This is a genomic window from Micromonospora salmantinae, assembly GCF_022230905.1.
In the GTDB taxonomy this organism is placed as follows: Bacteria; Actinomycetota; Actinomycetes; order Mycobacteriales; family Micromonosporaceae; genus Micromonospora; species Micromonospora salmantinae.
The window spans coordinates 241,636-259,918 of the sequence record NZ_JAKKFG010000023.1 but is presented as its reverse complement, the minus strand read 5'-3'; the positions used below and the strand labels follow the sequence as shown (position 1 = coordinate 259,918).

Here is an 18,283-nt window from a genome sequence, read left to right as displayed (position 1 = left end):
CCCTGATGATCATGAATGACCTCGCCGCACCAGGGATGACCCTGGACAAGGGGTTGCAGGCGCTACTGGACACTGTCGCGCAGGATCCGACCGGCCCCCTCGTCGTCGGCGTCGCCGGCCCGGCCGGTCACGGAAAGACCGCGCTCCTCGCCGAGCTGGAGCGCATTCACCAGCGCGCCGGGATCGCCGTCCGCACGGCCGCCCCGGAGCCGGACGAGCCGGTCGACCCCGACACTGTGGTGCTGGTCGACGACGCGCACCTGCTCGACGACGCGCGGACCGAAGCGCTGCTGCGTCTGGTCGTCGGCCGGCGGCACCGGTTGGTGGTCGCCCACCGCCCGTGGCCCCGGTCGGCGGCGTTCAGTGAACTGGTCGACGCCCTGCGACGCGACGGGCAGGCCGTGCCGCTCACGCCGTTCACCCGGGAGCAGACCGCCGCCCATCTCGCCGCCACGCCCGAGCTGGGCCGCCCCGCCGACCTGGTCGACTACGTCCACACGCAGACCGCCGGCGTACCCCGGGACGTGGAACGGCTGGCCCGCGGCCTGGTCGGCGCGGAGACCCGGACCGGCACTGTGGACCCACCCCGGTCCGTCATCCTCGAATTCGGGCCGGACCTGGACGTCCAGCCCGCCGCGGTACGACGGCTGCTGCTCGCTGTCGCGGCCGGCGGGGCGCTGCCGGTGAGCATGCTCGGCGCACTGCTGGGCCGGGACCCGGCCGGGGTGGACGAACTGATCGCCACTACCAGGGCGGCCGGGCTGCTCGGCGCGGACGGCCGGCTCGCACCGATCGTCCGGCGGGCCGTCGCGACGCTCAGCCCCGCCACCGAGCGGACAGCGGTCTGGCGGCGGCTCACCGAGTTGCAGCTCGCTCGGGGTGGCGCGGTGTTGCCGCTGGTCCGCTCCCTGCTCGCGGTCGGCGCGCTCGGCGACTGCCCGGCCGCGACCCTGGCCGCCGCGGCGGACGAGGCGCTGGCCGACGAGCCGGCCTTCGCCGCCGAGCTGTTCGCGGCGGCCACGGCTGCCGGGCGGCCACCCAACGCGCAGCAGGCGCTCGCCGCCGCGCTCGCCGGTGACCTCGACGACGCGCTTCGGCTGGCGGACCGACTCCTGGCCACCGCCGCTCCCCCGGAGCGCTCCGAGGCGGCCGTGGTCGCCGCCACCGCCCTGGCCCACCGTGGTCACGTCGGTCGCAGCGTCGAGCTGTTCCGGTGGTCGGGCACCGCCTCGGCGGCGGCGTTCGCCATCGTCGGCGGGCTGGCCAGCGGTGACCCGGCCGCCCGCACCGAGTCACCGGCGGGTGACCCGGCCGGCGAACCCCCGACCCTGCACGCCAGCGCCGCCCGACTGATGGCCAACGGTGTACGGGAGAGCGTGACCGGCCCGCCGACCGCCGCGCTCTCCGCGCTCGTGCAGGCCGCCGCGCTGCTGGAGCCGGACGGCCGGGCGGTGCTGCTGCCGGACAGCCCGGCGGCCCTCGCCGCGTTGACGGCGGTGCACTGCGGTGAGCTGGAGATCGCCGAGCGGGTGCTGCACCGCGCCCTGGGCGCCGGTGTCGGTGGCCCGCTGATGGCCCGCCGCCACCGGCTGTTGCAGGCCTGGATCCTGATGGTCCGTGGCGAGATCCACGCGGCCGGTGAGCGGCTCGCCACCGTGACGCTCGACGGGCGACCACTGGAGTCACGCGACCAGCTCTTCGCCGCCGCGATCCGGATGGGCATCGCCCGGCGCAACAGCGACCTCGGGGCGCTGAAGCGGGGTTGGGGGCAGGCGCTGGAGGCCGTGGTGCGGCACCCTGTCGACCTGTTCACACTGCTGCCGTTGGGTGAGCTGGCCATCGCGGGCGCGCGGCTGGGTGACCTGGCCCGGCTGGAGCCGTACCTGCACCAGGGGCGCGCGTTGCTCGACCGCCTCGACAATCCACCTCTGTGGAGTGTGCCGCTGCACTGGAGCGGGCTGCACGCCGCGATCCTGACCGGCGAGCCGACGATCGCCGACGAACACGTCACGGCGCTGCTCGCCGCCGCTGGCCACAGCCGGTACGCGGCAGTGGTCGCCTCCGCCGCGGAGAGCTGGGTGGAGGTGCTCCGCGGGGTCGTCGACCCGGTTCGGGTGGAGGCCGCCGCCCGAGGGCTGCACGACACCGGGTTGTGCTGGGACGGCGCCCGCCTCGCCGGGCAGGCCGCCATCCGTACCGCGGACCGGCGGGCGATGACCACCCTGCTGGAGTGCGCCCGCGCGTTGCAGGGGCGGCCCTCCGGCGGGCAGAGCGGGCAGACACCGACGACCGGTGCGAGCACGGCACGGGTCGCCGGCCCCACGCAGCACGGTCTCAGCGACCGTGAGTACGAGGTCGCCGAGCTGGTGCTTGCCGGATTGACCTACCGGGAGATCGGCGATCGGCTCTTCATCTCGGCCAAGACCGTCGAACACCACGTGGCCCGGATGCGCAACCGGCTCAACTGCGCCAACCGCACCGAACTGCTGGCGTTGCTGCGCACCCTCGTCGCCGACCGGGCCAGCGACACGGCCGGGCAACCGTGGCCGCAGCGGGCGACCCGATGACCCGCAACGACGTTCGGCTGATCCGGACCAGGCTGGCCGTGCTGGCCGCCGTGCTGGTCACGCTCTGGTCGTACGCGGCCTACGTGTCCGGCCAGGACGCCGTCGACCTGCTGCGGGTCCGGGCGCTGGCGGACACACTGGGCCAGCCCATCGACCGCCTGATTCTGAGCCTGCAGACGGAACGCCGGATCACCGCCGAGACGATCGCCGGGGCGGGGCAGACGACGCCCGCGCTGGTCGGGGCCCGCGAAGGCACCGACCGGGCCGCCGCCGAGATCCGCGAGTTCACCAAGGGCCGGGACCTCCGGTTGCTCAGCGCCGGCAGCGTCCGTGACCGGGCCGACGAGCTGGTGCGCCGGCTCGACGGCCTGGGCACGACCCGATCCCAGGTGGACACCGGCCGGCTCGACCAGGGTACGGCGGTCGACGGGTACGACGAGGTCATCGACGTCGCCTTCCGGGTGTACGGCCCGGAGTGGGGCGCGTACGAGAGCGGGTTGGCCGCCGACACCCGCGCGGTGATCGCGCTGGCCCGCGCCCGGGAGTTGCTCGCCCGGGAGGACACAGTGGTCAGCGCGGCCCTGACCGGCGCGCGGTTCGGCGCCGACGAGCAGCGCCGGCTGACCGCACTCGTCACCATCCAGCGGAACGCGCGCACCGAGGCCGTGGCCGGGCTTCCGCCCGACGGCCAGGGCGAGCATCAGCGCCTCGCGGCCGGCCCCGAGTTCGCGGCTCTGCTCGCGCTGGAGGACCGGCTGCTGCTCCAGGCCGGCACCGCCAACGCCCTGGCCGGTCTCACCGTCGAGGGCTGGCGGGCCGCGGCGGACGCCACCCTCGGCGCGCTGCAGACACTGGTGACGAACACCGCCCGCAGCAGCGTCGAGCGGGCCACCCCCGGCGCCGCCGTGCTCATCGCGCGTACCGGGGCCGTGGTGGGGCTCGGCCTGATCGTCGTGCTCGTGCTCCTGCTGAGCTGGGCGGGCACCGTCCGACGCCTGACCGACGAGCTGACCAGGACCGACGCCGACCTCCCGACTCCGGTGCCGGACCCCCCGGCCCCGACCCAGCAACCGGCGACGCCGGGGGGTGACGCCGAACGGGAGCTGTTCCTGGGGCTGACCCGACGCAACCAGGTCCTGCTGCGCGAGCAGCTCAGCCTGCTGGACGGGATGCAACGTCGGGAACGGTCCACCGAGGAGACCGGCGAGCTGTTCCAACTCGACCACCTCGCCACCCGGGTCCGCCGCAACGTGGAGAAACTGATCACCCTGGCCGGCGCGACACCCGCCCGCCGCTGGCGACGCCCGGTGCCACTGCTCGACGTGGCGCGCGGCGCGGTCGCCGAGGTGCCGGACTACCAGCGGGTCCTGATCGCACCGCACTGGCCGTGGTCGCTCGCGGGGCCAGCCGTCACTGACGTCATCCACCTGCTGGCGGAGTTGATCGAGAACGCGCTGGCCTTCTCCGGGGCGGAGACCACCGTCCGGGTCAGCGGCGAACAGCGCCCGCAGGGGTGTGCCGTCCTCGTCGTCGACGACGGGCCCGGCCTGGACCCCGCCACGCTGGCCGAGGCGAACCACCTGCTCGGCAATCCGCCACCGGACGGCCCGCCCGCGGGTCTCGCCGGCTGGTACGCCGCCGCCGTGCTGGCCGGCCGCTGCGGTGCCCACGTCTCGCTGCGCCCCAGCCGGCGCGGTGGGACGGCCGCAGTCGTGCTCATACCCTCCCGGCTCATCACGGTCGCCGACACCGGCCGCACACCGGCCAGCGCACCACCCGACAGCCCGTACCCACCGGCCCGCACCGGCGCCGACCTGACCGACCCCAACGGCAACGGCGCGCTGCCGACGCGGGTCCGCCACCCCGGGCCGACCGGCCCGGAACACGGCAGGACCAGCCTCGACACGGTTGAGTTGCCGGTCGCCAGAACAGCAAGGAGACAACAATGACGTCTGCAGTGGTCACCGAGGACGGCCTGACCGACGCCCTGAACGACCTGGTCGACCGGGTGCACGGCGCGGAGTTCGCCGTGGTGCTCTCACCGGACGGGCTGCCGCTCGGCGGCTCGCGGCAGGTGGGGGCAAAGCTGGCCGAGCAGATCTCCGGCGTGGTCGCCGGACTGATCGCGTTGGGGCTGGCCGCCACCCGGACCTGTGACGCGGGCCGGCTGCGTCAGGTAGTGGTGCAGATGTCGCGAGCGTTCCTCTTCATCGCCACCATCCCGAACGGGACCATCCTCACCGTGCGGATCGCCGGTGACGACGTCGAGGTCGGTGACATGGCGTACGAGGTGGCGCTCTTCGTGGGGCAGGCCGAGCAGCACCTGCCGATCACGCTGGGCCCGGCCTCCTCGGTGACGATCGGGGACACTGGTGCACACCAGCGGCACCACTGACGAGGCGTGGTAGGACGACGACGCGGGCCCGGTCGCCCGGCCCTACACGATGACCGGGGGGCGCACCGCGCCCGCACGCGGCCAGTTCGACCTGATCTCGCTGGTCGTCGCCCGGAGGGGGGTCACGCCTCCCACACCGCTCTTCCCCGAACAGGCGCGGATCGTCGAGCTGTGTCACCATCCAGTGTCGGTGGCCGAGGTGGGTGCCGAGTTGGATCTTCCGCTGGGGACGGTCCGGGTGCTGCTCGGTGACCTGCTCGCGGCGGGGCTGATCGAGACGCACGAACCGCCGATGCTGTCGGAGCTGCCGACCGAGGATCTGCTCGAGGCGATACTCGTCGGGCTTCGCGGGTTGTGACCGGGCAGGCGCCACCCCCGGCCCGGACGGCTCGCGGGCGCGCACCCGGCGACGAACTGAAGGAGAGACTGGCAGTGCCGGCAACACCACCCCAACCACGCCGTACCGTGGCGATCATCCTGCTGGATCGGGTCGTGGCCCTCGTCACGGCCACACGGCGGGTGCTCACCGGTCGGGAGGACGTCTCGCGGGCCACCTGGGTGGCCGTCGTCGCGGCGCTCGGGGTGCTGATCGCGACGGCCGTGTCCGTCGTCGGGGTGCTGCGTACGCCGGAGAAGTTGACGCCGGTGACCCTCGACCCGCCGCCGTCGGTCGAGCAGGTGGGCGCTTCGCCGTCGGCTACCCCCCGGGCGCAGGCGCGACCGGCGGCCACCAGCCCGGCGGTGCCCGCTCCCCCGTCCGCCTCGGCCTCCTCGGTCCCACCGGCCGTCGCGTCGTCGACCCGGCCCACGCCGACCGGTGTGACCACGGGGCCCACCTCGGCGGCCCTGGGCGCGGCCTTCGCTATCACTGACAACGCCCTGCTCAGCTACGGCGCGACAGTGACGATCAGCAATCCCGGCTCGGTCCCGGCGCCGGGGTGGACGCTCGTCGTCACCCTGCCCCGGGAGTCGCTGGGGGTCAGCGGGGTCGAGGGGGCGCAGGCCAGCCGGGACGGTGCGGTGTGGACGTTCGTGCCGGACCCGAACACCGGCCAGGTGCCCGGCAGCGCCTCGGTCCGGGTGACGTTCCGGGTCAACGGATCGTTGACCGGTTCCGCCCCCGAGGCGTGCACCATCGACGGGGTCGCCTGCTCCGGCCTGCCGAACTGACCAATCCGGGACGCCCCGATCAAGCGTGGTACACCCGGCGTTCCGGCGGCCGCCATGCTTGATTGATCATCAGTTCGGGCGCGCTTCGTACCGTCGCGACCATGACTGTCCTACCCGCATCACCGTCGCCTCGCCGCGCCGGGTCACGCCTCGGCGCCCTGGGTACCCGGGCCGCCGCCTCCGTCGCCGCTCTCGCCGTCACCGGCGCTGCCGTCGCGGTCGCCGTCGCGACCTCGTCACCCGCCACCGCCGAGCCGGGCGGCGTCGTCGTCTCGGAGAACTTCTCGGCCGGGTCGCTGCCCGCCGGTTGGCACGCGGTCGACGGCACCTGGAAGGTCGAGAACGGCCGACTGTACGGAACCTCCGCCAGCTCCAGCGAGAACAACAAGATCACCTTCGGTCGGCACCTGAACGACTTCCGCCTCGAGGCGACCATGCGCTTCGAGTCGGTCTCGGCCGCCACCCGCTGGGCCTCGCTGGGCATCGACGTCCCCGCCAGTGGCGCGACCCCCTGGTGGATCGCCACCATGCGCAGCGGGACCACCGCCGCCAACGGGCTCGAATTCGCCCAGCGGACCACTGCCAACGCCTGGGTCGTGACGAACACCGCTTCCGCCCCGTCCGACGCCGGCACCGGCCGGGACGTGCGCGTCGCCGTCGAGGTGCACGGTAACCAGGCCCGCTGGATCTTCGACGGGCGGGAGGCGATGCGGACCAGCAGCCTCCAGCGGTCCGCCGACGGCGTCCAGGGGCTCTTTGTCAACGGCGCGACAGTGTCGTACGACGACGTCACAGTCACCGAGCTGGCCCCGAACGGCTACCTGCGCCCGGAGGGCAGCCCATTCACCGTGATCGCCCACCGGGGCGCGTCCGCAGCCGCACCGGAGAACACCCTCGTCGCCCAGGAGATCGCCCGTAGGGGCGGCGCCGACTGGATCGAGAACGACGTCCAGCCGAGCAAGGACGGCATCCCGTTCATCATGCACGACGGCACCGTCGACCGGACCACCGACGGCACCGGCAACATCCGGGACCTGACCGCCGCGCAGATCAAGGCGCTCGACGCCGGCTCCTGGTTCGGCCCGCAGTACGTCGGCGAGCGGGTGCCCACCCTCGCCGAGCAGCTCGCCGACCTGCGGACCCGGGGTGGCAACCTGCTCGTGGAGATCAAGGGCAGGCACACCCGTGACGAGGTCGCCACGATCATCCAGGTGATCCGGGACGAGCAGATGATGGGCCGGGTCTTCATCCAGAGCTTCGAGGTCGACGCCCTGAAGTACACCTACGAGATCGCCCCCGAGCTGCCGCTCGGCCTGCTCCGCAGCACACTGGACGCCGACCCGGTGGCGATCGCGAAGGAGCTGCACCTGACCGCGTACAACCCGAACGGCAACGCGCTGTTGGCCAAGCCGGAGGTGCTCGCCCCGCTGCACGCCGCCGGGGTCGCCGTGATGGCCTGGACGATGGACTCCGCCGGCCTGTGGCAGCGGCTGGAGCGGATCGGCACCGACGCGATCATCACCAACCGGGCGGCGGAGCTGGTCGGCTGGAACTCGGCGTTCGTCCAGCGGGCCTCCGCGGACCCGACCGTGCAGATCACCTCGCCGGCCAACGCGGCTCGGCTGGACCGGGCGCAGTCCCCGGTCATCGCGGTCGCCGCGACCAACGCGGACACGGTCACCGTGACGCTGGACGGTAAGAAGTCGGCCGCCGGGCGCAAGCTCGACCTGGCCAGGCTGACCGCCGGCCGGCACACCATCACCGCCGAGGCGACCGGGCCCGAGGGCACCGCCACCGCGACCAGCACCTTCACCGTGACGGTGAGCCAGGCCGGCCTCGGCTACCTGATCCTGACCTCGGGCGCGGACCCGGCCGCCGTCTCGGCGATGACCACCAAGCTGGCCCACGCCCAGTACGCCGAGCTGGCCACCTACGCCGACCGGCAGGCCGGCAAGCTGGTGCCGGCGGAGGTCGCCAGCGTCATCGCCGCCGACGCCCGCACCCTCGCTCTGAAGTAGCGGCTCGAAGGGTGGCGCTGGTCCGCAACGGCCAGCGCCATCCCGCGTCCTCAGTGGACGGCGACGGGCGACTCGGCACGCTCGCCCCGCTCTCGCACCAACGGCAGGGCCGGGGCCAACGCCAGCGCCATGCACAGGCCGCCGATCGGGAGCAGGTCGAGGGTGACCACCGGCAGGACGATGCCGACCAGGAGCAGCGGCACACTCCACCACGGCAGCCGCCGCCGGGCGGCGAGCATGCCCGTGAGCACGAGCAGACCGAGGAAGAAGAACTGGGGTACGACATCGTAGAAGGCGACCTCCACGCCGGGGATGTCCTTGAACTCCGCGCCGAGCCTCGACATCTCCGCCCGGTCCGCGGCCAGCAGCCCTTCCACGATGTCGGCGACGAACTGCACCATCGTCGCGGCGAGCCCGACCAACGTGCCGGCCACCACCCCGGTGCGCCACGGACTGCGGGGCAGCAGGCGGGCCAGCGCGAGCACGCCCGGGACGAAGCACACCATGCCGGCGAGAGCGACCAGATGGGCGGCCTGCCAGTCGAGCCCGGGGCCGTACACCCCGTCGGATCGTGCCCACAGCCGGACCAGGCCGTAGGCCGCGATGCCGACCGGTCCGGCGATAACGTAGAGCGCGGCGCGTTTCATGCCAGCCAGCATGTGGCCGCCGGCGCCGGCCGACCTCCGGGAGCTTCCCTCGGGTCGCCCTGGCTTTCGTCTCAGGTCTTCCACCGGAGCAACCCCGAGACTCCCCGCCGGTGACATCGACCTCGCCCAGCTCTCCGACGGTGGCGAGAGGAACCTCCCCGAGGGCCACGCGGTGGCCGTTCCCCGCGCAGGGAACGGGACGAGCCGACCGGGTGGCGAGCATGTTTCATGCTGGAGTGGTGATTCGATTCGTACTGAATGTGCTGTGGCTCGTCTTCGGCGGTGGCCTCGTGCTGGCGGTCGGCTACGGCATCGCCGCGCTGATCTGCTTCGTCCTGGTCATCACCATCCCGTTCGGCGTCGCGTCGCTGCGCCTCGCGGTCTACTCGCTGTGGCCCTTCGGTCGCACAGTGGTGCCCAAGCCGGGCGCGGGCGTCGGCTCCGGCCTGGCGAACATCCTCTGGATGGTGCTGGCCGGATGGTGGCTGGCGCTCTCCCACATCGTCGCGGGCATCGCCCTCTGCGTGACGATCATCGGGATCCCGTTCGGCATCGCCAACTTCAAGCTCGTTCCGGCCGCGTTCTGGCCCCTCGGCCGCGAGGTCGTCGACGTGCCCTGAACACGGAAAACGGGAGACACTCTGCCTCCCGCCACTTCTAACTTATACCGCACTGGGGGGCTTGCGGCAAGACCCCGTTTATGACGCAGAATCGTCGGCCGAGGCCAAATTCTGCCGAAATGGAAGTCATGAATTGGATTCCTTGCCTACCTCCGTGTTCGAACTTCCCGATCACCTCGCCGCCAAGGCCGACCCGGCGCTCATCGCCCACGACGAGCGGCACTTCGCGGCCATGGCGCAGGGCCTCGCGCAGCTGAGCGCCGAGCTGTCCGACCGTCTGGACACCGCTCGCCGGGCGCCCGGCGGCAAGGGCCGGCAGGCCGTCGACCGGGACGAGGAGGTCCGCCGGCTGACCGCCCGCCTGCGCTCGCTGGGCCGCTACGGGCTGGACCTGTGCCTCGGCCACGTGGTCGAGGCGGACAACCCCGAACCGGTGTACGTCGGACGCCGCGGTCTGACCGACAGCACGGGCCGGCGGCTGCTGCTCGACTGGCGCTCACCCGCCGCCGAGCCGTTCTTCGGCGCGACCCACGCCAACCCGATGGGTCTGGCGAGCCGCCGCCGGTACCGCTGGACCCGCGGTCGGATCAGCGACTACTGGGACGAGGTGTTCACCCCGGACGGGTTCGTGGGGCACGCCGTCGCGCTCGACGACCAGTCCGCGTTCATCGCCAGTCTGGGCAGCGCCCGGTCGGCCCGGATGCGCGACGTGCTCAGCACGATCCAGGCGGACCAGGACGCCATCATCCGGGCGGGGTCGGCCGGCGCCCTCGTGGTCGACGGCGGTCCGGGCACCGGCAAGACCGTCGTCGCCCTGCACCGCACCGCGTACCTGCTCTACTCCGACCCGCGCCTCGGGCAGCGCCGGGGCGGGGTGCTCTTCGTGGGGCCGCACCAGCCCTACCTGGCCTACGTCGGCGACGTCCTGCCCAGCCTCGGAGAGGACGACGTGCAGACCTGCACCCTGCGCGACCTCGTCGGAGAGGGGGCCACGGCAACCGCCGACGCCGACCCGGACGTGGCCCGGCTGAAGTCCTCGGCCGAGCTGCTACGGGCGATCGACGCGGCCGTCCGGTTCTACGAGGACCCACCCGTCGCCCCGATGACGGTCCCGGTCGGCGACTCCGACGTCCGCCTGAGCGCCCACGACTGGGCCGACGCGTTCCAGGCGCCGGGTCCGGGCACCCCGCACAACGAGGCGCGCGAGGAGATCTGGGAGGAGTTGCTCACCATCCTCATCGACCGGTACGACGGCGAGGAGCCGGACGCCGTGCTCCGCGACTCGCTGCTGCGCAACCGGGAGCTGCGGGCGACGGTCAACAGTGCCTGGCCGTTGCTCGACGCGGCCGATGTCGTGGGTGACCTGTGGTCGGTGCCCGCGTACCTGCGCAGGTGCGCGCCGTGGCTCACCGCCGAGGAGGTCCGCAAGCTGCAACGCGACGAGCCCCGGGCCTGGACCGTGTCCGACCTGCCGCTGCTCGACGCGGCACGGCAGCGGCTCGGCGACGCGGAGAGGTCGGGACGCACCCGGCGGCGTGACCCGGCCGCCGCTGTCGAACGCGACCACATGGCCCGGGTCGTCGACGAGCTGCTCGCGGCCGACACCTACGACGACGGCGAGGGTCTGCTGGCGATGCTGCGCCAACCGGACCTGCGCGACGTCCTGGTCGACGAGTCCGCCCTGCCCGACGCCGACCCGGACCTGCTGGCCGGCCCGTTCGCGCACATCGTCGTGGACGAGGCGCAGGAGCTGACCGACGCCCAGTGGCAGATGCTGCTGACGCGCTGCCCGTCGCGCAGCTTCACCATCGTGGGAGACCGCGCCCAGGCCCGGCACGGGTTCACCGAGTCGTGGCAGGAACGCCTCAAGCGGGTCGGGCTCGACCGGGTCACAGTGGCCTCGTTGAGCATCAACTACCGGACGCCCGCGGAGGTCATGGCGCAGGCCGAACCGGTCATCCGGGCCGTGCTCCCCGACGCGAACGTGCCGACCTCCATCCGTGGCAACGGACTTCCCGTCGTCCACGGATCGGTCGCCGACCTGGGGTCGATCCTCGACACCTGGCTCGCCGCGCACGCCGACGGGATCGCCTGCGTCATCGGCGACCCGACGTTCCCGCCCACGGCCCGGGTCCGGTCACTGAGCCCGGAACAGGCCAAGGGGCTGGAGTTCGACCTGGTCGTCCTCGTCGATCCGGAAACGTTCGGCACCGGCATCTCGGGGGCGGTCGACCGCTACGTCGCGATGACCCGGGCCACCCAGCAACTCGTGGTCCTGACCAGCGGCTGAGGGCGTGCCGCCCGACCGGGTGAGGTGTGCATGATGTACAGCCAGCGGTCGCTGGAGCAACGCTCCACTACCCCGCAACGCTCCCAGTTTCCGCTTCCGTCGGCCCTGCGCCACCGACGGGTCTCGGTGCCGCCGTCGAGCTTGCGGACAGTGGCCTGCACGTCCTCGCCAACCACGCGGTACGAGACGAACGTCATGACCCGGTCGCCCAACGGGCTGGAATCGTCGCCCAGAATGACCGGCCACGCGCTGCCGGCTCCCGGAGCGCTCGACGCCGACGGGCTCGGCCGGCTCTCGCTGGTGGACGGAGAGCCGGCGGGTCCGGCGTCGCCGCCGACCCGTTTCAGCGGTGACGTGCAACCGGCGACGAACGTAAGGGTGAGCATCGCACCGACGAGCAGGTTGCCGCGCATGGGTGGTCCTTCCTCCGCGGGGTCTGTCACAGGGTTTGATGCACCGGTACGGGCGGTGGTTCACGCGACCGGGGCGGCACCTCTGCCCACCATCGGTGCACCCGCCCCTCCTCCTCAAGTCGTAAGTGCATTGCCGTCTCACGCCAGATGGCTCGGGGCGATCGCTCGAACAGGCTTGTCCCAAGGCATCGGGTGACGCCGTACGGACCTGCTCCGGACACCCGTTCGCCAGGAAAGGCACTGGCAGACGATGCGCTCTCTCTCCCATCTCGCCACCGATTCACCCCGACCCGCCCGGCCGGTCGTCCGACTCGGCGCGGTGCTGGCGACCGCTGTCGTCATCGCCGTGGGCGCCGCCGGCTGCGGCGCGCCCCAGCACGAACCCGCACCGCACATCGATGCTCCGGCGGCACCCGTCGCAGCGAGCGGGGCGAGTTCCGCCCTGAACGGCGCCGACGTCAACGCCTGGCTCGACGGCCTGCTGCCGGCCGCGCTCGACCGCACCGGCATCGCGGGAGCCACTGTCGCCGTCGTGAACAACGGCAAGATCCTCACGACCCGGGGGTACGGGTACGCCGACACCGGCGCCGGCGGCAACGCGGCCATACCGGTCGACCCGGACCGGCATCTGTTCCGGATGGGATCGGTGTCGAAGCTCGTCACCGCCACCGCGGTACTGCAACTCGTGCAGGACGGGAAGCTCGACCTCGACACCGACGTCAAGACGTACCTCGACTTCGAACTGCCGCTGCGCTACGAGCGGGCCGTCACCCTGCGGCACCTGCTGACGCACACCGCCGGCTTCGAGGAGCGGATCGCCGGCCTCATCGGCACCGACGCCGGCGACCTCAACCTGCGCAAGGCCCTGATGACCGACCCACCGGAGCAGATCTACCAGCCCGGCACCGTCCCCGCGTACTCCAACTACAGCAACGCGCTCGCCGGCTACATCGTCGAACGCGTCAGCGGGACGCGCTTCGAGGAGTACGTCCAACGCAACGTCCTGGACCGCGCGGGCATGCCGTCGTCGACCTTCGAGCAGCCCCTCCCGGCGGCGCTGCGCGACCGGATGTCCAACGGGTACGACACCTCCGCCGGGCCTGCCGCGCCGTTCGAGATCGTCGGCACGCCCCCGCCCGGTGCGCTGAGCGCCCCGGCGACGGACATGGCGCGATTCATGCTCGCCCAGCTCGGCGAGCCGGTGGGCATCGGACCCCTGCTGGACCAACCGACCCGTGAGCTGATGCAGCGGCCGGCGCTCGACGCGACGTCGTTGGGCACGCTGGCCGACGGGCCCCGGATGACCCTCGGATTCTTCGCCGAGGACCGCAACGGCCACCGGATCCTCGGCCACGGCGGCGACACCAAGTACTTCCACTCCCACCTGCAGATCTACCCCGACGACCGGGCCGGCATCTTCCTGTCCCTCAACAGCAACGGCTCCGGCGCCCTCGACAGCCACGAGCTTCGCGAGTCGATCGTGAACGGCTTCGCCGACCGCTACTTCCCCGCCCGCGACGACCAGCCGACCGTCGGCGTGGACCCGGCGACCACCGCCACGCACGCCGCGCTGGCCGCCGGCACGTACGGGTCCTCGCGAGCGATCGGGAGCAACTTCCTGACGGCGATCGGCCTGGTCGGTCGGACCACTGTCAGCGTCGCCGACGGTAACCGGTTGCTGCTGGCGCCGGGCCCGCTGTCGGACTCCCCCGCCCTGTACGAGGAGGTGGCGCCCTGGGTCTGGCGCGAGGTCGGCGGGCAGCGCACGATCGCCATGCGGGCCACCGACGACCGGGTCGAGGCGATCAGTTTCGACTCCGCGTTCGCGTTGCTGCCCGTCGAGCCCGCCCGCGCCTGGGCAGTGGCCGTTCCGGTACTGGCCCTGTCGACAGTCGTGCTGCTGCTCGCCGTCCTGTCCTGGCCGGTCGGCGCGATCGTCCGCCGTCGACTCGGTCGCGCTCCCCGGGAGCGGGCGGGGCGCACCGCGCGGATCCTGAGCCGTCTCGCCGTCGCCGGCACGCTGCTCGCGTTCGCCGGTTGGGTGCTGAGCGTCGGCAGCATCATGAGCCTCCAGGACGTTCCCGGGCCCGTCCTGCGCACCATTCAGGTGCTGCAACTGGTCGGTCTGCTCGGAGTGCTGCCCGCCGCGGTGCGGCTGGTCGACGACGTGCGACGCCACGTCGGCTGGCGGCGGGTCACCGGCAGCGGCCTGATCCTGTCGGCTCTCGCCGGCGCGGGCTGGTTCGCCGTGGAGTTCCAGCTGCTCGCGCCTAGCATCTCCTACTGACCCGCCCGACCCGGGACGATCCGGAGCAAGGACGCGCACCGCATGAGGGACCACACGGACACCGAAATCGGCACACGACGACTGACGAAGTGGCTCGACGGCCGGCTCACCCGGCTCGGGGTGACCGGAGTGTTCCTCCGGGACTGCCTGCTGGCCGCGGTGCTGACCGTCCTGACGTTCGTACTGCTCACCACGCTGTTCTGGTTCGTGGCACCGGAGGACGGGGTGTCGTTCGACCCGGCGCGGGCCTGGCTGCTCGTCGCCATCTGCTGCGCGCAGGCGATGCTGCTGTGCCTGCGTCGGGTCCGGCCACTGCTCTGCCTCGCACTCGTCGTCGGCCTCCAACTGCCCATCATCGGCTTCTCCCTGCCCGAGGCGACCATCCGGGGCCTCGCACCGTTCGTCGTGGCGTACACCGTCGGGTCGTTGCTGCCGGTTCGCCGTGCGCTGCTGGCCGTCGGCGCTGTCGTGGTGGTGGAGTCGATCGGGGCGGCCGTCGTGGTGACCCCGGATCTGCTGACAGCCATCGCGTACGTCTCGGCGAGCGCCCTGACCTACGCCAGCGCGACCTTCGTCGGCGGCTACGTGGCCACCTACCGGCGCTACGTGGAGTTGGTCCGGGTGCGGGCGGACGAGGCGATCCGGGAGCAGCGCACGAAGGTCCAGGCGGCGATCGGCGCGGAGCGTTCCCGGATGGCCCGGGAGTTGCACGACGTGGCCGCGCACCACCTCTCCGGCATGGTCGTGCAGGCGGCGGCGGTCGAGCGGCTGATCGACCGGGACCCGGCAGCCGCGAAGGCCGGTGTGGCCTGGATCCGTAGCCAGGGCAAGGAGACCCTGGACAACCTGCGGCTGGTCGTCGGTGTGCTGCGCGGCAGGCCCGGGCACGAGAGTGGCGACGGTGCCGCTCCGGTGCCCGGACTGGGCATGCTCGACGACCTCGTTCACACCGCGGGCAACCTCGCCGGCCCGGTGGAGTTCGTCCGGGAGGGCGAGCAGCGCGAGGTGCCACCGATCGCCGACGTCGCGCTCTACCGGATCGCGCAGGAGTCGCTCAGCAACGCCCGCCAGCACGCCCCGGGCGCTGCGGCGCGGGTGGTGCTCCGCTTCGAACCCCGCTCGGTGTCGCTGGAGGTCGTGAACGAACCCGCCGCGCCGCGACGCGTACCGGCGGCGCGGACCGGTGGCGTCGGCCTGGTGGGCATGCGCGAGCGCGCCCAGCTGATCGGGGCGACGTTCACCGCCGGCCCGACGGCGGCCGGTGGCTGGTCGGTCGCCGCGACCCTCCCGACGAACGGTCCCGCCGCATCCCGGTCGAAGGAAGAGGCACCAGCATGATCAGAGTGATGCTCGTCGACGATCAGGCCGTCGTCCGCGCCGGCTTCCGCGTCATCCTGGAGCAGTCCGGCGAGATCGAGGTCGTGGCGGAGGCGTCGAACGGATCCGCCGCCGTCGAGCTGGCCCGCCGGCTGCAACCGGACGTCATCTGCATGGACGTCCGGATGCCGCACGGTGACGGGCTCACCGCGACCCGGCAGATCGTCGCCGAGGCGACCGGGACGCCGCCCGCGGTGCTGGTCGTGACGACCTTCGACCTCGACGAGTACGTCTTCGGCGCGTTGGAGTCGGGCGCCAGCGGGTTCATCCTCAAGGACTGTGAGCCGGAGGAGCTGATCGAGGCGATCCGTCGCCTGGCGAGCGGGTACGGGCTCGTCGACCAGGCCGTCACCCGTCGGGTGATCTCGGAGTTCGCCAGGCGTACGCCCGCTCCCCGCTCGGACGCGGCGGCGGCGCACCAGCTGACCGCGCGGGAGACCGAGATCGTGGAGTTGCTCGCGCAGGGCCTGTCGAACGTCGAGATCGCCGAGCAGCTCTTCATCGAGACCAGCACCGTCAAGTCGCACCTCGGGCGCGCCATGGCCAAGATCGGCGCACGGGATCGGCTACAGACTGTCGTGTGGGCGTACCAGAACGGGGTGGTCCACCGGTGACAGCGACCCTGCTCCCCTGCCTGGTGGCGGTAGGTTCACCCCCGGTCGAGAGTGGACATCGCCAGAGTACGATCCGGACGTACCGCTGTGGTGACCTCCAGTTGACGACCCCTCGATAGGAGCCAGGCATGGCCGGCCCGGACCCCGAACTCGCCGCGAAGCTTCAGCCCGACGTGCCGCACGCGGCACGGATCTGGAACTACTGGATGGGCGGCAAGGACAACTTCCAGTCCGACCGGGCGGCCGGCGACGCTGTCGCCGAGGTCTACCCGGAGATCGTCCTGATGGCGCAGCAGTCGCGCGTGTTCCTGGTGCGGGCCGTGCGTTACCTCGCGGCCGACGCGGGCATCCGGCAGTTCCTGGACATCGGCACCGGCCTGCCCACCATGCAGAACACGCACGCGGTCGCCCAGGGTGTCGCGCCCGACTCGCGGATCGTCTACGTGGACAACGACCCGATGGTGCTGGTGCACGCGCGGGCACTGCTGGCCAGCACGACGTCGGAGGGTGTCACCACCTACGTCCCGGCCGACTACCACGACCCGGAGAAGATCCTCGCCGAGGCGGCGCAGACGCTCGACTTCGACCAGCCCATCGCCGTGATGTACATGGGCGTGATGGGTTACGAGCCCGACCTGGACGTGGTGCGCTCGATCGTCGGGCGCACGATGGACGCGGTGCCGTCCGGCTCGCACCTGGTGCTCTGGGACGGCACCAACACCAGCCCGTCGGTGGTCTCCGGCGCTGACCGGCTGGCGCAGAGCGGCGGCGTTCCGTACATCCTGCGCAGCCCGGAGGAGCTTGAGAGCTGCTTCGACGGGCTGACGATGGTGGAGCCGGGCCTGGTGCCGATCCCGCTGTGGCGACCGGAGGACTCCGACGCTGTCGGGATCGACGCCTACGGCGCTGTGGCCCGCAAGCCCTGACCGACACGACGTCCGCCCCGCTCCCGCCATCGCGCCGGAGCGGGGCGGACGTCGTTCACCGCGCGCACGTCAGGGTCAGGCCGTCCGGCACCGCGCTGGTCGTCACGAGCAGACCGAACGTGGTAGCCCCGTCCAGTGCCAACGTCCCGTTGTAGGAGGCGTTGCGAACGGTGACGTCGGAGCCGGCCGTCTCGGCCACCCCACCCCAGGCCGTCTGGACCTGCTCGTCACCGGACCACCGCCAGGAGACACGCCACTGGTCCAGCGGAAGCGTCCCGGTGTTGCGGACCGTGACCGTCGCGACGAAGCCGCCGCCCCAGCGGGCATCGATCGTGGCCGTCGCGCGGCACGAGGTCAGCGAGGCGGTCCGGGCCGAGGCGATCACGTACGGGTCCCGTCGGCCCTCGGCGTCGGTGAACCGGTACCAGTACTCGGTGTCGGGAGTGAGCCGGTCGATGGTCACCGAGCCGTTGCGCTCCGGCCCGGAGACGCCCTCGGCGACCGCCGCCCGCCACTGTTGGGCGTCCTCACGGCTGGTGAAGAGGCTGACGGTCATCGGCGGGTCGTAGCCGCAGGGTGGGCGGAAGAAGATGAAGTACGAGATGGTCAGGCTCGTGGTGGTGGTCCCGGTCACGCTGGCGCTGATCGGTATCGCTGGTGGGCAGGCCGGCGTCGGTGTCGCGGACGGCGTCGGCGCGGGTGTCGCTTCGGCGGCGCTGGTCGTTCCGGTCCAGGCGGCCAGCGCCATGGTCGTGACAGCGAGGAACATGCGAAGCATCGGAACCTCCGTGGTCGGTGCGCGCTGGCTCCCCGAGCACGACCGAACCACAGCATGGCAGTCGGTTGGCATCGATACAAGGCGATCCCGATCCCGTCGAACATCGTCCGCCTTCTGGTCGCCGCGGCGACACCCACCTGGTGCCCGAATCCCGAATGATCCATTGTGGTCTATCCATTCG

At 72.3% G+C, this 18,283-nt stretch carries 14 protein-coding genes and 1 pseudogene; 12 read left to right on the top strand and 3 right to left on the bottom strand.

Annotated elements, in window-relative coordinates; translation table 11 throughout:
* The first annotated feature begins 5 nt into the window (after positions 1 to 5).
* The 6 genes and pseudogenes from PSH03_RS19540 to PSH03_RS19515 all read left to right on the top strand — a co-directional run bounded on the left by PSH03_RS19540 (position 6) and on the right by PSH03_RS19515 (position 8,150).
* Positions 6 to 2,567 (top strand): helix-turn-helix transcriptional regulator, encoded by a 2,562-nt coding sequence (locus tag PSH03_RS19540; protein WP_238689987.1) that lies wholly within the window; start codon positions 6 to 8, stop codon positions 2,565 to 2,567.
* Positions 2,564 to 4,516, top strand: coding sequence for a sensor histidine kinase (locus PSH03_RS19535; protein WP_238689986.1), 1,953 nt, complete (start codon positions 2,564 to 2,566; stop codon positions 4,514 to 4,516). Before PSH03_RS19540 ends, PSH03_RS19535 begins: the two co-directional genes overlap by 4 nt.
* On the top strand, positions 4,513 to 4,962 hold the full coding sequence (locus PSH03_RS19530; protein WP_210781435.1) for a roadblock/LC7 domain-containing protein: 450 nt from the start codon (positions 4,513 to 4,515) through the stop codon (positions 4,960 to 4,962). Before PSH03_RS19535 ends, PSH03_RS19530 begins: the two co-directional genes overlap by 4 nt.
* 13 nt (positions 4,963 to 4,975) lie before the next feature.
* Positions 4,976 to 5,320 (top strand): annotated as a pseudogene (locus PSH03_RS19525) (DUF742 domain-containing protein); the annotation flags it as partial.
* A 74-nt stretch (positions 5,321 to 5,394) separates the two neighbouring features.
* On the top strand, positions 5,395 to 6,132 hold the full coding sequence (locus tag PSH03_RS19520; RefSeq protein WP_238689984.1) for a cellulose binding domain-containing protein: 738 nt from the start codon (positions 5,395 to 5,397) through the stop codon (positions 6,130 to 6,132).
* A 101-nt stretch (positions 6,133 to 6,233) separates the two neighbouring features.
* Positions 6,234 to 8,150, top strand: a complete 1,917-nt coding sequence (locus PSH03_RS19515) for a glycerophosphodiester phosphodiesterase (RefSeq protein ID WP_238689983.1) — start codon at positions 6,234 to 6,236, stop codon at positions 8,148 to 8,150.
* 50 nt (positions 8,151 to 8,200) lie between these two features.
* Here PSH03_RS19515 and PSH03_RS19510 read toward each other — a convergent pair whose 3' ends face one another.
* Positions 8,201 to 8,797 carry a hypothetical protein gene (locus tag PSH03_RS19510; protein ID WP_238689982.1) on the bottom strand — a complete coding sequence of 199 codons (597 nt, stop codon included), beginning with the start codon at positions 8,795 to 8,797 and terminating at the stop codon, positions 8,201 to 8,203.
* A gap of 239 nt (positions 8,798 to 9,036) precedes the next feature.
* Between PSH03_RS19510 and PSH03_RS19505 the strand changes: the two genes are divergently transcribed.
* Together PSH03_RS19505 and helR are read left to right on the top strand one after the other, a co-directional pair.
* Positions 9,037 to 9,417 carry a YccF domain-containing protein gene (locus PSH03_RS19505; protein ID WP_210781439.1) on the top strand — a complete coding sequence of 127 codons (381 nt, stop codon included), beginning with the start codon at positions 9,037 to 9,039 and terminating at the stop codon, positions 9,415 to 9,417.
* A 154-nt stretch (positions 9,418 to 9,571) separates the two neighbouring features.
* Entirely contained in the window at positions 9,572 to 11,707 is a 2,136-nt protein-coding gene (gene helR, locus PSH03_RS19500) for an RNA polymerase recycling motor ATPase HelR (protein WP_238689981.1), read from the top strand.
* Here helR and PSH03_RS19495 read toward each other — a convergent pair.
* A complete protein-coding gene (locus PSH03_RS19495; protein ID WP_210781441.1) occupies positions 11,653 to 12,120 on the bottom strand; it encodes a hypothetical protein in 468 nt (155 codons plus the stop codon). The two genes, helR and PSH03_RS19495, sit on opposite strands and share 55 nt — an antisense overlap.
* Before the next feature lie 250 nt (positions 12,121 to 12,370).
* On the opposite strand from PSH03_RS19495, the gene PSH03_RS19490 reads away from it, so the two are divergent.
* The 4 genes from PSH03_RS19490 (at position 12,371) to PSH03_RS19475 (ending at position 17,324) form a co-directional block, all read left to right on the top strand.
* The gene (locus PSH03_RS19490) at positions 12,371 to 14,407 is read left to right on the top strand and encodes a serine hydrolase domain-containing protein (RefSeq protein ID WP_238689980.1); all 2,037 of its coding nucleotides are present in this window, start codon (positions 12,371 to 12,373) and stop codon (positions 14,405 to 14,407) included.
* Positions 14,408 to 14,449: 42 nt separating this feature from the next.
* A complete protein-coding gene (locus tag PSH03_RS19485; RefSeq protein ID WP_210781443.1) occupies positions 14,450 to 15,745 on the top strand; it encodes a sensor histidine kinase in 1,296 nt (431 codons plus the stop codon).
* On the top strand, positions 15,742 to 16,398 hold the full coding sequence (locus PSH03_RS19480; protein WP_210781444.1) for a response regulator: 657 nt from the start codon (positions 15,742 to 15,744) through the stop codon (positions 16,396 to 16,398). Before PSH03_RS19485 ends, PSH03_RS19480 begins: the two co-directional genes overlap by 4 nt.
* A 128-nt stretch (positions 16,399 to 16,526) precedes the next feature.
* Positions 16,527 to 17,324, top strand: coding sequence for an SAM-dependent methyltransferase (locus tag PSH03_RS19475; protein ID WP_210781445.1), 798 nt, complete (start codon positions 16,527 to 16,529; stop codon positions 17,322 to 17,324).
* Between the two features lie 55 nt (positions 17,325 to 17,379).
* Here the strand turns inward: PSH03_RS19475 and PSH03_RS19470 are convergent, their stop codons facing one another.
* The gene (locus PSH03_RS19470; RefSeq protein ID WP_210781446.1) at positions 17,380 to 18,102 is read right to left on the bottom strand and encodes a cellulose binding domain-containing protein; all 723 of its coding nucleotides are present in this window, start codon (positions 18,100 to 18,102) and stop codon (positions 17,380 to 17,382) included.
* Positions 18,103 to 18,283 lie beyond the last annotated feature (181 nt).